Source organism: Glutamicibacter sp. AGC46 (assembly GCF_053543715.1).
In genome coordinates, this window is sequence record NZ_JBLVOJ010000024.1 from 565,773 (window position 1) to 587,792 (window position 22,020).

Below are 22,020 nucleotides of genomic sequence, written 5' to 3' on the forward strand. Positions count from 1 at the left end.
TGGAATTCCTCCGCTCGGGCTTCATTTGTCTTTGGAGGCACCCCGGGCTGTCGACCGCTTCCTTGTCCGTTAGGTTCTGGGCAGTTGCATGGCTACGGCGACCTCATAAGTTCCCCAAACGCGAGGCTGGCCACGAAACCGCCTGGTCCGCGATCTTCAAGCAGCGACCGCGGCTTGGGCACAACTAAATTCTTGAGAAGTTGGCTTTAGGGTGCCGCTACCCCTTGTCTGGCCCTCGGACCCGTGCCGAGAACCGATCCATGTTCTGCCCATCACGGCCTTCTCGCCTTGCCTGCAAGGTGATAGCTTGAAGGCCAATCAGGGAAAACCAGAAGCCTTGGTCTTCCTCATCCCGGGTCACCGGGCAGCCAGACAGGGGACACAACATGGCAGCATTGCCGGAAACCGATATGAGCGATCTGGCCATTGCCTCGCGGGCAGTGCTCAGGCCGATCTCCCGGATTGCCGAGGCGGCCGGAATCCCGGACGACGCGCTGGAGCCCTACGGCAAGTACAAGGCCAAAATTGATCCTGCCCTGCTACCGGCCAACGGAAGCCGGCCCGGAAAAGTCGTCCTGGTCAGCGGCATGTCCCCGACGCCGGCAGGGGAAGGCAAATCCACCATGGTGGTGGGCCTGGGCGACGCGCTGGCTGCCACCGGGACCAAGACCATCATCGCGCTGCGCGAGCCCTCAGTCGGCCCGAGCTTCGGGATGAAGGGCGGAGCCACGGGTGGAGGCCAATCCCAGGTGCTGCCCATGGACGAGATCAATCTGCATTTCACCGGGGATTTCCACGCCATCACCAGTGCGAACAACCTTCTCATGGCCATGCTCGACAACCACCTGCAGCAGGGCAACGAGCTGGGCATCGACCCGCGATCCATCACCTTCAAGCGGGTGCTGGACATGAACGACCGCGCATTGCGCCACGTGGTGATCGGCCTGGGCGGTACCGCCAACGGGGTGCCGCGCGAAACAGGCTTCGAAATCACCGCCGCCTCCGAGGTCATGGCTGTTTTCTGCCTGGCCACCGGGCTGGCGGACCTGCGCGCCCGGCTGGGCAGGATCACCGTCGGATACACCTACGCCAAGGCCCCGGTCACCGCCGATGACCTGGGCGCGGCGGGTGCGATGGCGCTGCTGCTCAAGGAAGCCATCAAGCCCAACCTGGTGCAGAGCATCGGGGGCACTCCCGCGCTCATCCACGGCGGGCCCTTTGCCAACATCGCCCACGGCTGCAACTCGGCCATCGCCACCAACACCGCCCGCGCACTGGCCGACGTGGTGGTGACCGAAGCCGGCTTCGGCACCGATCTGGGCGCCGAGAAATTCATGGACATCAAGGCCCGCTACGCCGGGTGCCCGCCGGACACGGTGGTCATTGTCGCCACCGTCCGCGCACTGAAGATGCATGGTTCGGTGCCCAAGGAGGAACTGGGGGAAGAAAACGTCGAGGCCGTGCTGGCCGGGATGCCGAACCTGGAACGCCACGCCTCGATCGTCTCGAAGTTCGGCATCCAGCCAGTGATCGGCATCAACCGCTTCACCACGGATACCGATGCCGAGCTGGAAGCGGTCACCGGCTGGGCAGCGCAGCAGGGCATTGCCTGCGCCATCGCTGATGTCTGGGGCCAGGGCGGCTCCGGCGCGGGCGAGCTGGCCGCCATGGTGCTGCGGACCATCGGGGAACCGGGCAATTTTGCCCCGCTGTACGAGCTTCAGCAGCCGGTCGAGGACAAGATCCTGGCCCTGGTGCGCGGCGTCTACGGGGGCGAAGGCGTCGAGTACTCCCCCAAGGCCCGGCGGATGCTCCAGCAGATCCACGACAACGGCTGGTCGCACCTGCCGGTCTGCATCGCCAAAACCCAGTACTCCTTCTCCGATGACCCGCAGCTGCTAGGCGCCGCCACCGGCTTCACCGTGCAGGTCCGCGAGCTGATCCCCAAGACCGGTGCCGGATTCATCGTGGCCATCACCGGGGCGCTCACCACGATGCCGGGACTTCCGCGGGTGCCAGCGGCCCTGCACATGGATGTCGACGAGCACGGCAACGCCATCGGACTGTCCTAGCGGCCAGAGAAGACCGCGGGGATCGCCAGCGTGCCAGGATTCCACGGCGGGCGAACATGGTAATTCCCTGATCGCACCGCTTTTCGCCACGATTCACGACTAGGCTATGTGAACCAGCACCCGATAGCTGGCAATCAAGCAAGGCACGGATGAAGGGAAATAACCATGGGAACCGAAAACCACGACGAAACCACAGGTCCAGCTCAGACTCCGGACCCAGAGGGCAAGAACACTACTGTCCCTGATCCGGATGCGGCCCAGAACGCGCCTATTCCGTTCGGGCATGAAGATTCCGACGGCGAAGAAGGCCAGTAGCCGCACCGCCAGCCACAAGACCTGCCCGAGGCCAGGATTCCGCAAGGATTCCTGGCCTCGGGCTTTGCTATTCCACGTGCAAAACGCCTAATCAGAAGACAGATGGGAACACCGCTCCAGCAGAATTCCGGGAAGCGATGCTCAAAAAGCCTGCCAAGATTGTTGAACAATTACCGAAAGTGGGGCATTCTTTTACCAAGAGGTATTCACGAGACGGGGATCACAATGCCATACATGGACCTGAATTCAGACGTAGGCGAGTCGTTCGGCAACTGGACGATGGGCGACGACGCCGCCATCTTCACCTCCGTGTCTTCGGCCAATGTAGCGTGCGGGTTCCACGCTGGAGACCCCAGCACCATCGCCCAGACCTGCCGCGATGCGGTCAGCGCCAACGTCACCATCGGAGCCCATGTGGGCTACCGCGACCTGGCCGGTTTCGGCCGCCGCTTCCTGGACTGCTCGGCCACCGAATTGGCCGATGACGTCCTCTACCAGCTTGGAGCCCTGCAAGCCCTGGCACGCGCCGCAGGCAGCGAAATCAAGTACGTCAAGCCGCACGGCGCGCTGTACAACACCATCGTGCACCACCAGGCGCATGCCCAGGCCGTCATCGATGCCATCAAGGCCTTCGGCACCGACCTGCCGGTCCTGCTGCTGCCAGGTTCTCTCGCCCTGCAAAAGGCCAAAGCCGCTGGCCTGCGCGGCGTCGCAGAAGCCTTCGCCGACCGCAACTACACCCCCGAGGGCACCCTGGTCTCCCGCCGTGAATCCAACGCCGTATTGCACGACCCCGCCCAGGTCACCGAGAACATGGTCCGTCTGGCCACCGAAGGCACCATTGTTGCCGTGGACGGCAGCACCATCAAGATGGAAGCCGAAAGCATCTGCCTGCACGGCGATACTGCCGGTGCGGTGGCCATGGCCACCGCCGTGCGCGCAGGACTGGAACATGCCGGCGTGCAGATCCGGAGCTTCGCGTGAGCATCCGCGCCATTCACCGGGCAGGCTCCCATGATCTGCTCATCGACCTGGACTCGCTCGATGCTGTCTTGGCGCTCAACGCCGCCTTGGAAACCTCTCCCCTGTCCGGACAGCGCGACCTCTTGGCCGCCGCGCAAACGGTACTGCTGAAATTCGATTCCGCGCAGAGCGCCGAACGGGCCATGGCAGCACTGCCAGAACTTGAAGTAGCTTCTGCACTCCACGCTGCGGGCAAGCTGGTTGAAGTACCAGTGAACTACGATGGCGAAGACCTCGCCGCCGTGGCCGGGCTGACCGGGCTGAGCACCGAAGCTGTGATCAATGCGCACACCAGCCAGAGGTGGCGTGCAGTATTTGGCGGATTCGCTCCCGGCTTCGCCTATCTGCTCGGCGAAAACCAGGACTTGCATGTCCCGCGCAGAGACTCCCCGCGCACCAGGGTGCCCGCCGGAGCGGTGGCGCTCGCCGGTGAGTACTCGGCCGTCTATCCGCGCCAATCCCCCGGAGGCTGGCAGCTGATTGGACATACCGATCTGCAAATGTGGGATTTGCAGCGCGAAAATCCTGCATTGATCCGGCCGCAGGATACCGTGCAGTTCGTCCGGGCCACCCGGAAAATATCGGTGAGCCAGGCACCCGCCGCACAAGACGAAGCATCAGGGCAGGCACTTGCCGGTGGCCTGAAAATCATCGACGCCGGCCTGCAATCCCTGCTCCAGGATGCCGGACGCATCGGCTATGGCAACCTCGGAGTTGGCGTCGCAGGAGCCGCAGACCCGGCCGCCTTCCACCAGGCCAACCGCCTGGTGGGCAACCAACCAGGCCAGGCCGTGATCGAGAACCTCGGCAGCCGCATCACCGTTGAGGCCGAGCAAGACCAGGTGCTGGCGCTTACCGGCGCCGAAGCAGAACTCTGGATCACCCCGGCCGAAGACGACCAGGTCCGCACCCCGCGCCAGGCCGCGGCCAATGCACCGTTCGCGCTGCTGCACGGCGAGCGCCTAGAGGTTGAACCCGCCGGCCGCGGACTGCGCAGCTACCTTGCGGTGCGCGGCACCATCGAGCAGGAACCGGTCCTCGGCTCGCTGTCCACCGACACCCTCTCCGGAGTCGGTCCCCAGCCTCTGCAAGCCGGAGGCATGCTGCCGGTGAACCGCCCGCATCTGGGCCACATCGTTGGCAACAGCGAACCGAGCACCCTGCCGGTCCCAGACGATAACGGCGTGTACACGCTGCGCGCCATGCCCGGTCCGCGTGCCGATTGGTTTGGCCAGGCGGGCCTGGACCAGCTGGCCGCCCAGATTTGGGATGTCACCAGCGAATCCAACCGCGTGGGTGTACGCCTGGGCACCGGCGCGCAACCGCTGCAGCGCGTCCGCTCCGGGGAACTGGCCAGTGAAGGCGTAGCCCGCGGATCCTTGCAGGTGCCGCCCTCCGGCCTGCCGGTGCTGTTCCTCGCAGATCATCCGGTCACCGGCGGCTATCCGGTGATCGCCACCGTCATTGCCGAAGACCTCAGCGCAGCCGCGCAGCTTCCGCCCGGAAGCAGAATTCGATTCGAACTCCATCCCGCTGCCGGCCACGCGGCATCTGACGCCTAAGGAATTGCCATGAAAAAAGTTCTCATCGCCAACCGAGGCGAAATCGCGGTCCGCATTGCCCGGGCGGCCACCGACGCAAACATTTCGTCGGTAGCCATCTACTCGGACCCGGATGCCGACGCCCTGCACGTGCGCCGCGCAGATGAAGCGTACCCGCTGCATGGTTCCACCGGCGCGGACACCTACCTGGATATCGAGAAGATCATCGAGATTGCCAAGCGCTGCGGCGCCGATGCGGTGCACCCCGGCTACGGTTTCCTCTCGGAGAACGCGAACTTCGCCGCCGCCGTCATCGAAGCCGGCATGAGCTGGATTGGCCCGCCCCCCGCGGCCATCGAAGCACTGGGCAACAAGGTCACGGCCCGGCAGATCGCGGTGCGCGCAGGTGCGCCGCTGGCCCCGGGCACCGACGGCCCGGCAGCGGACGCCGGCGAGGTGCGGGCCTTCGCTGAAGAGTACGGCGTGCCGGTCGCCATCAAGGCGGCCTTCGGCGGCGGTGGCCGCGGCATCAAGATCGCCTACTCGCTCGATGAGATCTCCGATGCTTTCGAGTCCGCCACCCGCGAAGCCACCGTGGCCTTTGGCCGTGGCGAATGCTTCGTGGAACGTTTCCTGGCCAAGCCGCGCCACGTCGAGGCCCAGGTGCTGGCCGATACCCACGGCAATGTGGTGGTCGTCGGCACCCGCGACTGCTCCTTGCAGCGCCGCCACCAGAAGCTGGTGGAAGAGGCGCCTGCCCCGTTCTTGACCGATGAGCAGCGGACCCGGATCCATCAGTCCGCGAAGGCGATCTGCAAGGAAGCCGGATATGTCGGGGCCGGCACCGTGGAATACCTGGTGGCCCAGGACGGTCTGATCTCCTTCTTGGAGGTCAACACCCGTTTGCAGGTGGAGCACCCGATCACCGAGGAGACTTCCGGCGTTGATCTGGTGGCCGAGCAGTTCCGCATTGCCGATGGCCTGCCGTTGTCCATTGCCGAGGACCCGCAGCCCACCGGCCATGCCATCGAATTCCGCATCAATGCCGAGGACCCGGCTCGCGGCTTCCTGCCTGCGCCCGGCACCGTGGAGCGGTTCGAAGCGCCAACCGGCGCCGGCGTGCGCGTGGACTCAGGGGTCCGCAGCGGCTCGGTCATTCCGCCGTTCTACGACTCGATGATCGCCAAGCTGATTGTGCGCGGTGCCGACCGGAACCAGGCGTTGCGCCGTGCCCGCCTGGCGCTGGAAGAAATCAGCATTGCCGGTGTACCTACGGTCCTGCCATTCCACCGCGCCGTCATCGAGCACGAAGCGTTCAACGGCGAATCCCTGGGCGTCTACACCACATGGATCGAGGACGAGTTCCTCAACGAGGTGGAGGCCAGCGACGAGATGGATCTGGACCAGCGCGATACCAGCCGTGAAACCATCACCATAGAGCTCGATGGCAAGGCCGTCCAGCTGGGTCTTCCCGCTGCACTGACCAACGCGTTGCGCAATACCCCCGGAGCCGGCACCGCCGCCGCCACCCAGGATGATGCTGCCGGCCAGGTCGATGCCGCCGCGGTACGCAGCACCATGGACGGGAACCTCGTCCGCTTCGCCGCGGAAGATGGCAGTACAGTCGCCGAAGGGCAGAGCATTGCCATCGTCGAGGCGATGAAGATGGAATCCACCATCACCGCGCACCGTGATGGCATCTTCCGCGCAGCGGACTTGAGCGCAGGGTCAGCCGTACGCCGCGGCGACACCTTGGGCACCATCGGCTAGCGTCCAGGCCATGAAGTCCGTACCCGCAGGCCAGTTGGGATAAATTGGAAGCATGAAAGCCACCAGCAGCACCTCGCATCCAGCCAAGGCCCCACACGCGCACAGCGGGCTCTGGGCTGCCAATGAGCTGCGCCGCCGCATTGCCGAAGGCGAGCTATTGCCCGGTGACAAGCTTTCCGAGCAGACCCTGGCTGAATCATTGGGGCTCTCGCGCAATACCTTGCGCGAGAGCTTCACCTTGCTCAATAGCGAGCTGATCATCACCCGGATCCCCAACCGGGGTGTTTTCGTGGCTTCTCCGGATGCTGATGATGTGCGGGAAATCTATGCGGTGCGCCGTACCGTCGAGCCGGCATGCCTGGCGTGGGGCCAAGACATCGACCTGGACCGGTTGGGCAAGATCATCGAGGAGGCTCGCACAGGTCTGGCTGCCGGCGACGTGCCGCGGATGGCCAATGCCAATCAGGCCTTCCACAAGCAGCTGGTCGCCTCCTCCGATAGCGAACTGCTCCAGGAGCTGATGAGCCGCGTGCTGGCCCGCATGCGCCTGGTCTTCCACGCCATGAGCGACGCCCCGGATTTCCATTCGCACTATGTAGAGCGCAATGCGAATCTGCTGGCCATGCTCCGCGCCGGAAAGCGCTTGGAAGCCGCCCAGACCCTGCGCGGCTATCTCGACACCGCTGAAGCTGAGTTGCTCAGCCACATCGCCCAACGCCCGGAGTAGGCATGGAGCAGGGCCTTGGCCCATTCCGCTTGCGATTTCCATCTCATCCGCGCCGTGCATTCCTCACTGCTTTGCGGCAAATGCCAGCCTCCAGCGCATGCCTCATCGGGTTGCGCACCCTTGTTTTCCAAGGATGCACCAGAGGCCAAATCCGGGTTTGCCCCGCGGAATTTCCACTGCGATCACCGGTTTTTCCGGATCCTTGATGCAATTGCCGCCTGCCTGCCTGCCGATGCTGGCAGCCTCAAACCCAGCTCCCTGCGGGTTTCCTCGACGCACGGACAAGCCAAGCAAGCACATAGATAGCCAACGTATGGTTTAACGAAACCATTGCGCGCCACCGCCGTTTCATCACGGCCTAGGCCCTCGTCCCCTGCTTGGAAGGTCGCACCACCCGTGAAATTGCCTGTAGCCGAATTGCACATCCACCTTGAGGGAACGCTGGAGCCAGAAATGATCATGGCGCTGGCGGCAAAAAACGGTGTTGAGCTGCCCTATGCCACCGTTGACCAGCTGCGTGCCAAGTACCAGTTCAGCAATCTCCAGTCCTTCCTCGACCTGTTCTATGCGAATATGGCGGTCCTGCGCACTGCTGAAGACTTCCACGAAATCACGGTGGCCTACCTGCAGCGCGCCCACGACTCCGGCGTGCGCCATGTGGAATTGTTCTTCGATCCACAAGCTCACATCCAGCGCGGACTGGGCCTGGGCGAGGTCATCGCCGGCATCCGTTCCGGCCTGGACGAGGGCGCAGAACGCTGGGGGATCTCCCACAAGCTCATCGCGTGCTTCTGGCGCCATGCCCCAGCGGAAGAAGCGATGGACTTGATGAAGGTGCTGGTCGCCGAGAAGCACGATATCGATGGCATCGGCCTGGATTCCTCGGAGGTGGGTTTCCCTCCCGAGCTGTTCCAGGAAGTCTTTGCCTATGCCCGCGCCCACGGCCTGCACGTCGTTGCCCATGCGGGCGAGGAAGGCCCTGCTGACTACATTTGGCAAGCGCTGGACTTGTTGGAGGTTGAGCGCGTGGACCACGGCATCCGTTGCCTGGACGATCCGACGCTGGTTCAGCGCTTGGTCGACGAGCAGATGCCTTTGACTGTCTGCCCGCTATCAAACATCCATTTGCGTGCGGTGGACACCATGGCCGATCATCCATTGCCGCAGATGCTCGAAAAGGGCTTGAAGGTTTCGGTGCATTCCGATGATCCTGCCTACTTCGGCGGATACATGGATGCCAATTTTGCCTCGCTCATGGCAAGCTTCAACTTCAGCACCGGGCAGCTGGCTACGCTGGCAAGGAATTCCTTTGAATCCGCATTCCTGGATGAAGAATCCAAGCAGGTACTGCTTGCCGAAGTCCAGGCCTGGGTTCAGCGGCAAAGCCTTTAGACATGGGAACGCGGCGGCCTCTTGGGGGAAGGCCACCGCGTTCGATCCAGGGCCAAAGGCCCTGGCGGGAACTTGGCGGCCCCCTTGGGGTGAGGCCGCCTCGTTCGGTCTATGGGCTAGGGAACCTGGTATTGGGAATCCCTGATATCCGTAATGAGCATGTGCCCCGGTGCGTGGCCGATGGCCAAGGCCGGGCGGGACTCCATCACTGCCGCCTGCGGAGTGACGCCGCAGGCCCAGAACACCGGAATCATCCCTTCCGGGATCTGCACTGCATCGCCGAAGTCCGGTGCGCCCAAATCCTTGATGCCCAGCTCTTCCGGGTTCCCGATATGCACCGGCGCCCCGTGAACGGCCGGATAGCGGGAAGTAATCCGCACCGCGTCGGCCACATGCGAGGCGGGAATCGGGCGCATGGAGACCACCATCGGACCTGACATCGCTCCGGCCGACTGCGAGCGGATATTGGTCTTGTACATTGGCACGTTCACGCCCTGGTCGATATGCGCGATGGAAATGCCGCTTTCCATCAGTGCGCTCTCGAAGGTGAACGAGCAGCCGACAATGAAGGTCACCAGATCATCACGCCAGTACTCTGACAGGTCGGTGGGTTCAGCCACCTTGACCCCGTTTTCGTAAACCATGTACTTCGGCACGTCAGTGCGGATATCTCCGCCTTCCAGCAACTCGTTGCTGGTCTGCCCGGCTTCCAGGACACCGAGGATCGGGCAGGACTTGGGGTTGCGCTGGGCAAAGAGCAGCACATCGAAGGCCAGCTCCTGGGGAACGATAATCAGGTTTGCCTGCGCGTATCCGGCACTGATTCCCGCGGTCGGGAGCACCTGTCCGGCACGGAACAGCTCGCGGGCCTCGCTCGGGGCCATGGCCGCACGTTCGGTCTGCCCGAGGCTCGATAAGTCCTTCATTATTGTCTTTCTCCTAGCCGTTCCAGAGGGCTGCCAGACCCGAAATCGAGTTCCAGCCGAGGTAGACGCTGAGCAGCCAGGTCAAGGCACCGATAACCAGCAGGGCCTTGGGATAGTTGTAGCCGTTCATCAGGTCGCGGCGGCGCCATGCGACCCAGAGCAGTACCGCGAAGCCCACGGGAAGGATCAGTCCGTTGAAGGCTCCGGCGAAGATCAGCAGGGTTGCCGGCGCCTTGCCGAGCAACAAGTAGATGATGCCGCAGACCACGATGAAAGCCACGGTGATCAGGTTTCGGGTGCGTTCCGGGGTGGTGCGCTTGGTGATGAAGGAAACCGAAGTGTAGGCGGCACCGATCACACTGGTCAGCGCGGCAGCCCAGAGGATGACGCCGAAGGCGCGGATGCCGATGGGGCCAGCGGCGTGGCCGAAGGCTTCAGCAGCCTTGTTGTCGCTGGTCAACGCTACGCCTCCAGCCACGACACCGAGGATCGCCAGGAAGAGCAGCACGCGCATGACACCGGTGACGATAATTGCCAGGGTCGAGATGTTGGAGATCGACTTGACATGCTCCACGCCCGATGTGCCCGAATCGATCATGCGGTGGGCACCTGCGTAGGTGATGTATCCGCCAACGGTGCCACCGATCAGGGTAGTGATGATCAGGAAATCGATCTTCTCGGGGAGCACCACGTTGCGGATCGCATCGCCCACTGGAGGGGCGGCGACGATTGCCACGTACAGCATCAGCAGGATCATGACGGCTCCCAGCATCACCACAATGCGGTCCAATGCCATGCCGGCTTTCTTCGACAGGAAGACCAGGATGGCGATGGCCGCTGAGATGGCCCCGCCAATTTTGGCGTCAACTCCCAGCATGGCGTTCAGGCCCAGTCCAGTACCGGCGATATTGCCGATATTGAAGACCATGCCGCCGATGAATACCAGCCCAGCCAGTAGCCAGCCGATGCCAGGGACGACTTTGTTGCCCAGTTCCTGGGCACGCATTCCGGACACCCCGATCACGCGCCAGACATTCAGCTGGACCGCGATGTCCACAAGGATGGAGACGACAATGGCGAAGGCGAAGGCCGCGCCAATTTGGACCGTGAACTCTGTGGTCTGGGTAATGAAGCCCGGTCCGATGGCGCTGGTGGCCATCAGGAACATGGCGCCTAGGAGCGCCGTGCGCCGCGCCTTGCTGCTTTGGGATGTTGACTCAGGAAGTGCCATGATGACGTTCCAATGCGATAGTGGTGACAACCGTCACAAGGTCAATGTGATGGACAAGACTTTACAGGTTGTTGAACAACCTTGGCAAGATGTTGTTGAACAATTTCTCGGCATTGGATAGCGCAGGGCCGAGCTCACCTCTACAGGGATCTCAGAGCTCGGCCTTGACTAGATGAAACCTACTCAAATCGCAGGATTTCCGGTTTCTGATTATTTTGCCGGTTCAGGTTCGGCTCGCGTATCGCCAACGCCCCGATCAGGTTCGTTTTCAGTGGAAAGTTCCTCTTTAGCCTCAACAATGTCCAGCACGCCGGTATCTGTATACCACTCAGTCAATGCAGGATCATCGCTTTCGAAGTTCGCGCCAGCGCCTTCCTCCTCCGGCACTGCAGCAACGCCGAAGACAAAATCGTCACCATGCTCATCGATGCCCCTTCGAACGCCACCACGAATCGCCTCAACGGCATAACGGTGACGAATCATCGTAGGGTCATTGCGCAGGTCGATGGCCCAGGAAATCATGACGCCGATCAAGACGATTGTGAACGGCAAAGCGCAGGTAACCATGATGGACTGAAGTCCCGACAAGGCATCGCGTCCGCCGGCCAACAGCAAGAACATGGCGATCAGGCCAAGTGCCATGGCCCATACAATGGTCACCGGCTTAGACGGTACCGGGCGACCAGATTGAGACATCGACCCCATGACATTGGCAGCCGAATCAGCTGCCGTAACGAAGAAGACCAGGATCGCGAGGAGGCACACAATCCACAGCACGGGACTGAAAGGCAAATTCGCTAACAGGTCGAACATGACATTTTCACCGGCGCCTTTCACCTCCATGCCCAGATCGTTCATACGCATCCAGATCGCGGTACCGCCGAAGACCACGAACCAGATGATCGAAATGAGTGCCGGAGCAAAGACGACAACCGTGACAAATTCGCGCAGCGTACGGCCCTTGGAAATCTTGGCAATGAACATGCCGACGAATGGCGACCATGAGATCCACCAAGCCCAGTACAGAGTCGTATAAGAGGTCAGATACTGCTTCTGGACTTCTCCTTGGCTAGCCGCCAAGGACAGCATTTCTGGCAAGTTACCGACGAAAGCTATCAGTGAACTCGGGATCAGGTCCAAGATAAAGACAGTTGGTCCAACCACCACAACGAACAAGGCCATGCCTACAACGAGAATCATGTTGGTATTCGAAAGTAGCCGAATACCCTTCTTGATGCCAGCAACGGCAGAAATCGTGAACACCACAGTCAAAACGCTGATCACGACCACAACGTAACCATTGCCCAGCTCAAGCCCGGTAATAATGTTCGTTCCAGTTCGGATCTGCAGAGCGCCAATACCCAATGAAGTCGCTGTGCCAAAGAGGGTCACCAATACAGCAAAGACATCAATGATCTTGCCTAGCACCCGATGATTGCCGTTGGGGAATACCGGTTCAAAAAGCGACGAGATCAATGGAAGCCGGCCACGGCGATAGGAGGCATACGCCAGGGCACCGCCAACGAGAGCGTAGATGCACCACGCGAAACTTGCTTGGTGCAAGAACGAGTCAGTCAAGGCAGGCAGTACCGCATCAACGGTTTCAGCTTCCGCGGTGGTGGACGGTGGCGGAGCCAAGAAATGGCTTAGCGGTTCGAGGGGCCCATAAAACACCAGCCCGATGCCCAAGCCTGCGGCAAAAAGCATGGAGATCCACGAGAGCGTCGAAAATTCCGGAGTGCTGTCATCGGAGCCAAGTCGGATTTTGCCTGTTGGCCCATAGCCAACAACCAACATGAACACGACGATCACGAGAACCGTGAGGTTGAACAGCCAGCCAAAATTGGTAACTACCCAGCTTTGCATTGTGGTGCCGACAAGGTTCAGATTACTCGGGGCAAAGATGGCCCAAATGAGCACCCCGGCCGAAACTAGCAATGCGGTAACGAACACTCCGCGCCGTGTCGGGAAATTAGCCCCAGTCTCTTCCACGCTAATTCCCGGAATCAATCCGGGGTGAATGCCAAAGGTCGTTTCTTGGCTTGCAGTGCGTAGGGCGTTCTTGACCCTTTCGATTCTCCTTCTGGAGCTCTGCGGTTGACTAGATTGCCCATTTTGGGACGCTTTAGTTTCACCTTTTTGATTCTCTGGACGCGATTCTTCAGTATCCATAACTAATAATTCTAGGTGAACTATGCATTAGTCACTAAACGGTCCTCCGCTGGCGCCACGCGTATTGGCGCGAATCAGAGCGCTAGGCGAGGAAACTTTTGGACAAGCAAACGGCCACGGCAGATGCGGTTTTCCGCGGCTGCCGGGGCCGTTTGGGGTACTAGGGAATCCTAGTGGAAGAAGTGGCGTGCACCGGTGAAGTACATCGTGATGCCTGCTTCGTTCGCTGCCGCGATGACTTCCTCATCGCGTACCGAGCCGCCCGGCTGCACGACAGCCTTCACGCCGGCATCGATCAGGATCTGCAGGCCGTCGGCGAAGGGGAAGAAAGCATCCGAAGCGGCCACGGAGCCAACGGCACGCTGTTCCGAAGCAGCCGCGTCAGCGTTCTCAGCGCCACCGGCTGCATCCGCACCGGACTCGACCTTCACGCCCAGGGTGTTGGCACGTTCCACGGCCAGCTTGCAGGAGTCGATGCGGTTGACCTGGCCCATGCCGATGCCCGTTGCTGCACCATTCTTAGCCAGCAGAATCGCGTTGGACTTGGCAGCGCGCACGGCGCTCCAAGCGAATTCCAGATCTGCCAAGGTAGCAGCGTCAGCTGCTTCACCGGCAGCAAGGGTCCAGTTCCCCGGATTGTCGCCCTCGGCGTCGATCTTGTCGCCGGCCTGGACCAGCATGCCACCGCTTACCTGGCGGAACTCGTTCTTGTTCCGGCCGTAGCCTTCTGGCAGGGCCAGCAGGCGGATGTTCTTCTTGGCCGAGAGGATCTGCACCGCTTCGGCCTCGAAGTCCGGGGCAATAACTACCTCGGTGAAGATGCCCTTGACGGTTTCTGCCATTTCCTTGGTGACCGTGCGGTTGGCGGCGATGACTCCGCCGAATGCGGACACCGGGGCGGTAGCGTGCGCCTTGCGGTGTGCGTCGGCGATCGGATCTGCCGCGTCATCCGAAGCGACGGCCACACCGCAAGGGTTGGCGTGCTTGACCACAGCCACAGCCGGCTTCTCGAAGTCGTATGCGGCACGCAGTGCAGCATCTGCATCCACGTAGTTGTTGTAGCTCATTGGCTTGCCGTGCAGCTGATCAGCCTGGGCGATGCCGGCTGGAGCGGCTTCGTCAACGTAGAGCGCTGCCTGCTGGTGCGGGTTTTCGCCGTAGCGCAGCACATCGGCTCGCTGCAGGGCCACGCCTGCGTAGGCTGGCCAGTCGATGACGCCGTCGCCGTCCTCATCCAGGAACTGGCTTGCGGTCCACGAGGCTACCGCGGTGTCGTAGGCTGCGGTGTGAGCGTAGGCCTTGGCGGCCAGGCGCTGGCGGGTCTTCAGATCGAAGCCGCCCTCGGCTGCCGCGGAGATGACCTGCGGGTAGAAAACTGGATCAACCACGATGGAAACGGCGGCGTGGTTCTTCGCTGCCGAGCGGACCATGGCTGGGCCCCCGATGTCGATCTGCTCGACAACTTCATCCTGCGAGGCACCCGAGGCGACGGTCTGCACGAAGGGGTACAGGTTCACCACCACCAGGTCGATCTGCTCGATATCCATCGAGGAGAGGGTGTCCATGTGCTCGGTGACGCGGCGGTCCGCAAGGATGCCGCCGTGGATGCGCGGGTGCAGGGTCTTGACGCGGCCATCGAGCATTTCAGGGGAACCGGTCACCTGCTCGACCTCGGTCACGGGAATTCCAGCGGCAGCGATCTTCTTGGCCGTGGAGCCGGTGGATACCAGCTGCACGCCTGCGGCGTGCAATCCAGCGGCCAGCTCCTCCAAGCCGGTCTTGTCATAGACGGAAATCAGTGCGCGACGGATAGCGACTTTGTCCAGCACGGTCTTACTCACGAAATTTTTCTCCCGGCGGTGAGAATGAATGGGGCGGGCAGCGCAGAGGCCACCGCCTTCATTCTAACCAAGGAAGGCACCGGAATTTCAGTTCGTGTCAAGCCCCTTCCGGCAATGAGGAAAGGTGCGGGAAATATGAAGAAAGCTGCTTGTCAGTCAGGCAAAGCTGCAGAAGTTTTTCTGCATGTTCTTCATCTGCGACATAGGCCACGAGATCTGCCTTGGTCCGTTCGCCCAACTCTTCGCGCAACGACCGGGCTACCGCAACCAGCGTGTGATAGTAGCGCTTAATAGTAGGTTCCCAGCCATCACGCGCTGCCAGTCCGGTCATCGCCTCGGACCATAGCGTGGCCGCGGGATCTTCGCATAAATCAATGGATGACCAGTGCCAATCGCTGGGTTCCCACTTATCCGAGTAGAAGCTCTCCTCGTCGCTATCTTCCAGATCCGCTTCCAAGGAGGCCAAGACGTCGTCGAGATCTTCCCCGTCGGAATCCTCGTCATCCGGCTGGTCTTCGTCTTCATCATCGGAATCAGTGATCAGCAGCGAATCGTCTTCCAATGTGACGGTTTCAGGTTCAAGGCTTCCATCGCCTTCGGCATCGGGACGGTCCTCGTAATCGGCAGGCTCATCGGCGTCTTCACCGCGTTCCACCAATTGCTCGCGAGACTCCGTGAGGCGATCTCGTTCCAGGGCCTGCACCGAGTTCAAGGCCAGCAACGGCATGGCGATGCTTTCGCTTTCCTCGGTGCTGACTCCATGCAAGGCAATGGCATAGAAGTCCTGGTCGGGGTGTCCAGCTATCACTTCCGCTGCGTGTCGAAGGGCAGTCACCCGTATAGCCTCTTCGAGAGCGGTCCAATCTACTCCCATGTCCAGAGATTACCCCCTTGCCGGCGCAGACAACAGGCCTTGACGCGGCGGGAGAAGAAGCGTAGAGAGCTACACCTGGAACCTGGTTTTCGGCTATGCTTCACGCGGTACAAACCATTTCTGCTCGCACACCGAAAGGTGCACCACTGTGTCTTCCGCACCCCTGCCTTCTGGCACATCGATCGTGCAAGAGCTGCCATTCAAATGGAAGGTGCAGGGCACCATTTTCATTATCGGCGGACTCGGATTCATGTTCGATGCCTGGGACGTGACCCTCAACGGCGCGTTGATTCCATTGGTCGCCGAAGAGTGGGGGCTTGACCGTCCCACCGCGGCCTTGCTGGGCACTTCCAATCTGGTGGGCATGGCCCTGGGCGCCTTCCTCTGGGGCGGGATCGCCGACCGCTATGGACGCAAGAACGCCTTCAGCCTGACGCTTCTGATGTTCTCGCTATTCACCATCCTCGGCGCGCTGTCTCCGAATTTCGGCTTCTTCGTCGCCTTCCGCTTCCTGGCCGGCGTCGGCCTGGGAGGCTGCATCCCGGTGGACTATGCGCTCGTCGGCGAGTTCACCCCTGCCAAGCTGCGCGGACGCGTGCTCACCGCCATGGATGGCTGGTGGCCGGTGGGCGCGGCACTGTCCTTCTTCGTTTCGGGGTGGGTGATGGCCACCGCCGATAATTGGCGGTTGATCCTGGCAGTCATGATCCTGCCCGCGTTCATGGTGTACCTGGTACGGCGCTCCATGCCCGAATCCCCATTGTTCTTGGCAGCCAAGGGCCGCGACGCCGAGGCCCGTGCGGTCATCGACCAGCTCGTGGAACGCACCGGGGCCACTGAGCGCGAGTACGTAATTGCACCTGTGGAATTGGAAAAGGCTCCGCGCTGGTGGGAGCAGGTCGCCTCGCTGTGGCGGTACTCCTGGAAGATCACCGCCACCAGCTGGCTGCTGTTCATGACCATTTTGCTGGTCTACTACCTGGCATTGACCTGGTTGCCATCGATTCTGACCGAGGCCGGAATGGCCCAGTCAGCGTCGTTCTTCGCTACCGCGGTGATGGCCCTGATGGGGCTGGTGGGCGTTGTTCTGGCAGCATTGCTGGTGGAGCGGGTTGGCCGTAAATGGCTGTTGGCGATCTCCGCGCCAATCTCAGGCATCGTGCTTGTGATCGTAGCCCAGAACCTGCATATCCCAGCGACCGCGATTGCCTGGGTGCTGGTCTTCGGCGTGGTGGTCCAGGTCGCTATTCCGGTGCTGTATGCCTATGTTTCCGAGCTGTACCCCACCGAATTGCGCGCCAGCGGTTTCGGCTGGGCCTCGACCATGTCCCGCTTTGCCGCCGGCTTCGGTCCCCTGCTCTTCGCGGCGCTGTGGCCAGTGGTCGGGCTGGGCTGGCTCTTTGCCGGCGCGACTGCGCTGGTGCTGGTAGCCGTCGTCTTCATGGCGCGATTCGCTCCAGAAACCCGCGGCATGAGTTTGGATTAAGGATCATCGGCCAGCGGCGAATGCCAGCACCTTCTGGTGCTGGCATTTGCTAGTCCTGCGTAGTTTGCGGGCGCAAGCCATCGCGCATGATCTGCACGATGCGGTCCTCCAAACCAGGCTGGCTCTTGCTGAAGGCCCGCGGCAGTGGACGGGTCATGGCCCCGATGGTGGCAATCAGTTCTATCTCCGTTACGTCTTTGCGGACCAAATTCGCGTTCTTGGCCAAGCCCAAGGCGGAGTTCAGGGACTGGCCGGCCTCTGCCTGGACCTCCAGAATGCCGGGGCTGATCTTCCGTGGCAGTTGCAGCCCGAGCGCTTCGCTCAGTGCCCCGAGATTCTGCTGGACCAGCGTGCCAAGCAGAACTTCCCAAGCGTCCGTGTCACCGTCTTCAAGCCGCTGAACCGCTGATTGGGAAGCGATTCGGATATCCCCAAGCGTGCCGAGGGTGACTTCTTCAACCAGCGCATTCCGGTCAGCAAAGTTTCGATACAGTGTGCCGATGCCCACTCCGCTGGCCTCTGCAATAGTTTCCATCGCAATCTGGGCGCCGTGTTCTGCAAATAATTCACGAGCTGCTCGAAGGATGTTCTCACGTCGCCGAAGAGCATCTGAACGCATGAGTGGAATCCGATCTGAAGGAAATTCTGGCGCACGACTTGCCACCTGACGATTTCACGATAGCGGACAGGCAGTGCTCTGACGAAGCGGAAATCAACTTTCCAGAACGAAAAGTTTGCTCCCCGCGCTCGCGCCCAGCCATTCCGCATTTCCAGAAACCGTGCTATCCCTAGGATCTAGAACCTCAAGGCCAAGGAATCCTCGGATATGCGTTTTCAGCTCATCAGGCACGGACAAACCCCATCGAATGTTGCCGGGCAGCTTGATACCGCTTACCCGGGTGCCAGCCTCACTCCGCTGGGGCATCGCCAGGCTCGTGCCCTGCCGCAGGCATTCAGTGGCGGGCAGCTGCAGTCCATCTATGCCTCGACGCTGAACCGCACGCAGCTGACGGCCCAGCCATTGAGCGAATCCACCGGACAGAAGCTGCAGGTCATTGACGGCCTCGAGGAGATTTCAGCAGGCACCTTGGAGATGCAGGCCGACGAGGCCTCACGCTATGCCTACGGCATGTGCCTGCATTCGTGGATGCATGGCGACTGGGAGCAGAAGATGCCCGGCGGGCCGAACGGCTACGACTTCATTGAAAGATATTCCAAGGCCCTGGAAACCATCGCCCGGGCACAGGACTACTCCGGCATGGTCGCGGTATTCAGCCATGGTGCCGCCATTCGCGTCTTCAGCGCATGGGCTACGAAGATGGCGCCTGCCGATGCCGCAGAGCTGCATATCGAGAATACCGGTGGCTCCTTGCTGGAATTGGGCATCGGCGGAACGTGGGCTTTGGAACGGTGGAATCCAGAACCGCTCGGTGGCGACTTCGTTCGCGATGTTCTCACCGAGGACGTGACGGGTGGCGAGGACGGCATCCCCTGAGTACCCCGCTCCACCGGGGATCGCGAGTTGCACCAACTCAGCATCTATTTTTTCGGTAGTCTGGCAGGGGAGCTCATTTTCCGCTGAGCGCACAAACGGAAGGCCCTCATGCACGACGACATTTCCCTGACCACCGGACGCGTCCGCCGCGTTCTGACCGAACGTATCCTTCCAGCGATATATTCGGAAACCATGCCATTGACCCTCTCCTGGCACGAATTGCCAGGAGAGCCGATAGCTCCTGCGCAGGGTCTTGCACTGGACTACCAGCCCACAGAGGTTGGTACCCCGTGGGGCGCGGCCTGGGGCACCACATGGTTCCATTTGCAGGGCCAGGTTCCGGCGCATTGGGCCGGACGCCGGGTGGAAGCCGTGATTGATCTGGGATTTGACGTCAACATGACCGGCTTCCAGTGCGAGGGCCTGGTTTACCGGCCGGACGGCATCACCATCAAGGCGATCAACCCGCGCAACCAGTGGGTGCCCATTGCCGGTCAGGCCGAAGGCGATGAGGTCATCGACTTGTACCTGGAAGCGGCATCCAACCCGGTGCTGCTGGACTACCACCCGTTCCTCCCCACCGAGCAGGGCGATATCCTTACCTCGTCTTCGCGCCGGCTGTACACCACCCGCCGCATGGACCTGGCGGTCTTTGAATCCGTAGTACACGAGTTGTCGCTGGATCTGGAAGTGCTGCTGGATCTGCAAGAGCAGCTGCCGGCCGGCCCGCGCAAGATGCAGATCCTGCAGGCCATGGACAACGCGTTGGACGTGCTCGACCTGCAGCGGATTACCGAGACCGCGCAGGCCGCCCGCAACGAGCTGGCAGCGATCCTGGCCGCCCCAGCCGAGCACAGCGCGCACCAGATTTCCGCGATCGGCCACTCGCATATCGACTCGGCCTGGCTGTGGCCGCTGCGCGAAACCATCCGCAAGGTCTCCCGCACCTGCTCCTCGATGGTGGAGCTGCTGGGCGACGAGGAAGAATTCCTCTACGGCATGTCCAGCGCCCAGCAGTACAAGTGGCTCAAGACCCATCGCCCCGAGGTCTGGGATCGGGTGAAGAAGGCCATTGCCGACGGGCGCTTCCTGCCGCTGGGCGGCATGTGGGTCGAGTCCGATACCGTGATGCCCTCGGGTGAATCGCTGGTCCGCCAGTTCCTCTACGGCCAGAAGTTCTTCCGCGACGAATTCGGCATCGCTTCAAAGGGCGTATGGCTGCCCGATTCCTTCGGATACTCCCCTGCCCTGCCCCAGCTGATGCGCCGGGCCGGCTTCGAATGGTTCTTCACCCAGAAGATCTCCTGGAACCAGCAGAACAAATTCCCGCACCACACCTTCGATTGGGAAGGCATCGACGGCTCGCGCGTATTCAGCCACTTCCCGTCGATGGACACCTACAACTCGCAGCTCTCCGGGGAGGAAGTCGCCAAGGCCTCGCGCCAGTTCCGCGAAGCCCGGCTTGCCAACAACTCCATCGCACCGGGCGGCTGGGGCGATGGCGGCGGCGGCACCACCCGGGAAATGACCGGCAAAGCCAAGCGCCTGGCCAACCTGGAAGGCAGTGCGAAAGTCCGGTGGGAACACCCGAACGACTTCTTCGACCGGGCCAAGGCCGAGCTGCCCAACCCGCCGGTATGGGTGGGAGAGCTCTACCTGGAGCTGCACCGCGCCACGCTGACCAGCCAGCACCAGACCAAGTCGGGCAACCGCCGCACCGAGCAGCTGCTGGTCGAGGCCGAACTGTGGGCGGCTACCGCAGCCATCCGCACCGGGGCCGAATACCCGTACGAGCAGCTCGACGAACTGTGGGAAACCGTGCTGCTCCACCAGTTCCATGACATCCTGCCCGGCACCTCCATCGCCTGGGTGCACCGCGAAGTGGTGGCACGCTACGCCCAGGTCATCGAGCAGGCCGAAGCGCTGATCCGCGCCGCCCAGCAGCAGCTGGCTGGCGAGGGCTCCACCCCTATTGCATTCAACGGTGCGGCGTTCACGCGCAATAACCTGGCCTTCGGCCAGGCCAAGGAAGTGGAAGCCGTTCCTGTTTCCGCGGTCAGGGCAACCGCAGCCGATGGCGGCTACATCCTGGATAACTCGGTCATCCGGGTGGCGGTCAATGCCCAGGGCCTGATTGCCTCCGCGGTGGATCTGGCTACCGGCCGTGAAACTATCGCCGAGGGCCAGGAAGCGAACCTGCTGCAATTGCACCAGGACTTCCCGAACATGTGGGACGCCTGGGACGTGGACAAGTACTACCGCAACCAGGTCACCGATCTGCGCGAGCTCGATAGCCTGGAGCTGTCTTCGCGCGAGGACGGCAGCCAGGTCATCACGATTGCCCGCAGCTTCTCCAAATCCACGCTGGTCCAGGAACTGTCGCTGGCGCCAGGCTCGCGGACCGTGCAGATCTCGCAGAGTACCGATTGGCATGAGGCAGAGAAATTCCTCAAGGTCGCCTTCCCGCTGGATATCCGTGCCGAGCATGCAATTGCCGAAACCCAATTCGGCTACCACAAGCGCGTTACCCACGTGAATACCAGCTGGGAAGCGGCGAAGTTCGAAACTTCCATGCACCGCTTCGTGCTGGCCGAGGAACCCGGCTTCGGCGCGGCACTGGTCAATGATTCCATCTACGGATTCGATGTCACCCGCGATGCCAAGGACGCGGCCGTCACGACAACCATGCGCCTGTCATTGCTGCGAGCCCCGCGCTTCCCGGATCCTGAAACCGACCAAGGCCTGCAGGCCCACCGCTACGGTTTGGTCATCGGCGCGGACGTGGCCATGGCAACAGAAGCCGGTGCCTTGCTCAACAGCGCAGAGCGAGTCGTCCATGGCGCCCACGGCGTGGACCCGCTGGTATCGGTCACCGGTGAAGGCCTGGTGATTTCCAGCGTGAAGCTGGCTGCGGACCACTCCGGCGATTTGGTGGTGCGGGTCTATGAATCCCTGGGGCGCCGTGCCAGCGGCAGCCTGTTGGTCAACGCGCAGGCCTTGTCTGCAGCCACCGCGAGCCTGCTGGAAGATGAGCTGGCGGGGCAGGCCATCGAGCTTTCCGATGGTGCTGTGCCGCTGAAGCTGGGCGCTTTCGAAGTGCGCACCCTGCGCTTCGCCCTGGCCAGGTAACCGCGGGTTCCGGGGGGACCTTCGCA

The 22,020-nt window shown here is 61.9% G+C and carries 17 protein-coding genes; 11 read left to right on the forward strand and 6 right to left on the reverse strand.

The annotated features are described in order from the left end of the window. The first annotated feature begins 386 nt into the window (after window positions 1–386). The 7 genes from ACNPM8_RS14585 to ACNPM8_RS14615 all read left to right on the forward strand — a co-directional run bounded on the left by ACNPM8_RS14585 (window position 387) and on the right by ACNPM8_RS14615 (window position 8,840). On the forward strand, window positions 387–2,072 hold the full coding sequence (locus tag ACNPM8_RS14585; RefSeq protein ID WP_448940091.1) for a formate--tetrahydrofolate ligase: 1,686 nt from the start codon (window positions 387–389) through the stop codon (window positions 2,070–2,072). A 165-nt stretch (window positions 2,073–2,237) separates the two neighbouring features. After that, entirely contained in the window at window positions 2,238–2,387 is a 150-nt protein-coding gene (locus ACNPM8_RS14590; RefSeq protein ID WP_181149023.1) for a hypothetical protein, read from the forward strand. A gap of 225 nt (window positions 2,388–2,612) precedes the next feature. After that, window positions 2,613–3,371, forward strand: a complete 759-nt coding sequence (locus ACNPM8_RS14595) for a LamB/YcsF family protein (protein ID WP_448940092.1) — start codon at window positions 2,613–2,615, stop codon at window positions 3,369–3,371. Beyond that, window positions 3,368–4,972 carry a 5-oxoprolinase subunit B/C family protein gene (locus ACNPM8_RS14600; RefSeq protein ID WP_448940093.1) on the forward strand — a complete coding sequence of 535 codons (1,605 nt, stop codon included), beginning with the start codon at window positions 3,368–3,370 and terminating at the stop codon, window positions 4,970–4,972. The genes ACNPM8_RS14595 and ACNPM8_RS14600 overlap by 4 nt, the downstream gene beginning before the upstream one ends. Window positions 4,973–4,981: 9 nt before the next feature. Next, window positions 4,982–6,721, forward strand: a complete 1,740-nt coding sequence (locus tag ACNPM8_RS14605; protein ID WP_434692106.1) for an ATP-binding protein — start codon at window positions 4,982–4,984, stop codon at window positions 6,719–6,721. A 52-nt stretch (window positions 6,722–6,773) separates the two neighbouring features. Continuing rightward, a complete protein-coding gene (locus tag ACNPM8_RS14610) occupies window positions 6,774–7,448 on the forward strand; it encodes a GntR family transcriptional regulator (RefSeq protein WP_105661647.1) in 675 nt (224 codons plus the stop codon). Between the two features lie 396 nt (window positions 7,449–7,844). Then, the gene (locus tag ACNPM8_RS14615; RefSeq protein ID WP_434692109.1) at window positions 7,845–8,840 is read left to right on the forward strand and encodes an adenosine deaminase; all 996 of its coding nucleotides are present in this window, start codon (window positions 7,845–7,847) and stop codon (window positions 8,838–8,840) included. A 116-nt stretch (window positions 8,841–8,956) separates the two neighbouring features. Here ACNPM8_RS14615 and ACNPM8_RS14620 read toward each other — a convergent pair whose 3' ends face one another. Both ACNPM8_RS14620 and ACNPM8_RS14625 read right to left on the reverse strand, forming a co-directional pair. Then, window positions 8,957–9,766 carry a putative hydro-lyase gene (locus ACNPM8_RS14620; protein ID WP_434692111.1) on the reverse strand — a complete coding sequence of 270 codons (810 nt, stop codon included), beginning with the start codon at window positions 9,764–9,766 and terminating at the stop codon, window positions 8,957–8,959. A gap of 13 nt (window positions 9,767–9,779) precedes the next feature. Next, entirely contained in the window at window positions 9,780–10,997 is a 1,218-nt protein-coding gene (locus ACNPM8_RS14625; RefSeq protein WP_434692114.1) for a divalent metal cation transporter, read from the reverse strand. On the opposite strand from ACNPM8_RS14625, the gene ACNPM8_RS14630 reads away from it, so the two are divergent. Then, the gene (locus tag ACNPM8_RS14630) at window positions 10,951–11,118 is read left to right on the forward strand and encodes a hypothetical protein (protein WP_448937360.1); all 168 of its coding nucleotides are present in this window, start codon (window positions 10,951–10,953) and stop codon (window positions 11,116–11,118) included. The two genes, ACNPM8_RS14625 and ACNPM8_RS14630, sit on opposite strands and share 47 nt — an antisense overlap. A gap of 89 nt (window positions 11,119–11,207) precedes the next feature. Here the strand turns inward: ACNPM8_RS14630 and ACNPM8_RS14635 are convergent, their stop codons facing one another. The 3 genes from ACNPM8_RS14635 to ACNPM8_RS14645 form a co-directional block, all read right to left on the reverse strand. Next, window positions 11,208–13,169 carry a BCCT family transporter gene (locus tag ACNPM8_RS14635; protein WP_434692119.1) on the reverse strand — a complete coding sequence of 654 codons (1,962 nt, stop codon included), beginning with the start codon at window positions 13,167–13,169 and terminating at the stop codon, window positions 11,208–11,210. A gap of 170 nt (window positions 13,170–13,339) precedes the next feature. Next, on the reverse strand, window positions 13,340–15,010 hold the full coding sequence (purH, locus tag ACNPM8_RS14640) for a bifunctional phosphoribosylaminoimidazolecarboxamide formyltransferase/IMP cyclohydrolase (protein ID WP_448940094.1): 1,671 nt from the start codon (window positions 15,008–15,010) through the stop codon (window positions 13,340–13,342). 97 nt (window positions 15,011–15,107) lie between these two features. Further along, on the reverse strand, window positions 15,108–15,845 hold the full coding sequence (locus ACNPM8_RS14645) for a hypothetical protein (RefSeq protein WP_146112913.1): 738 nt from the start codon (window positions 15,843–15,845) through the stop codon (window positions 15,108–15,110). A 187-nt stretch (window positions 15,846–16,032) separates the two neighbouring features. Between ACNPM8_RS14645 and ACNPM8_RS14650 the strand changes: the two genes are divergently transcribed. Next, entirely contained in the window at window positions 16,033–17,370 is a 1,338-nt protein-coding gene (locus ACNPM8_RS14650) for an MFS transporter (RefSeq protein ID WP_133833190.1), read from the forward strand. 49 nt (window positions 17,371–17,419) lie between these two features. On the opposite strand, the gene ACNPM8_RS14655 is transcribed toward ACNPM8_RS14650, so the two are convergent. Beyond that, window positions 17,420–17,989, reverse strand: coding sequence for a TetR family transcriptional regulator (locus tag ACNPM8_RS14655; protein WP_434692122.1), 570 nt, complete (start codon window positions 17,987–17,989; stop codon window positions 17,420–17,422). A gap of 207 nt (window positions 17,990–18,196) precedes the next feature. Here ACNPM8_RS14655 and ACNPM8_RS14660 point away from each other — a divergent pair, with 207 nt between their 5' ends. Together ACNPM8_RS14660 and ACNPM8_RS14665 are read left to right on the forward strand one after the other, a co-directional pair. Continuing rightward, window positions 18,197–18,865 carry a histidine phosphatase family protein gene (locus tag ACNPM8_RS14660; protein ID WP_434692125.1) on the forward strand — a complete coding sequence of 223 codons (669 nt, stop codon included), beginning with the start codon at window positions 18,197–18,199 and terminating at the stop codon, window positions 18,863–18,865. Window positions 18,866–18,973: 108 nt separating this feature from the next. Then, a complete protein-coding gene (locus ACNPM8_RS14665) occupies window positions 18,974–21,994 on the forward strand; it encodes an alpha-mannosidase (protein ID WP_448940095.1) in 3,021 nt (1,006 codons plus the stop codon). Window positions 21,995–22,020: the final 26 nt, after the last annotated feature.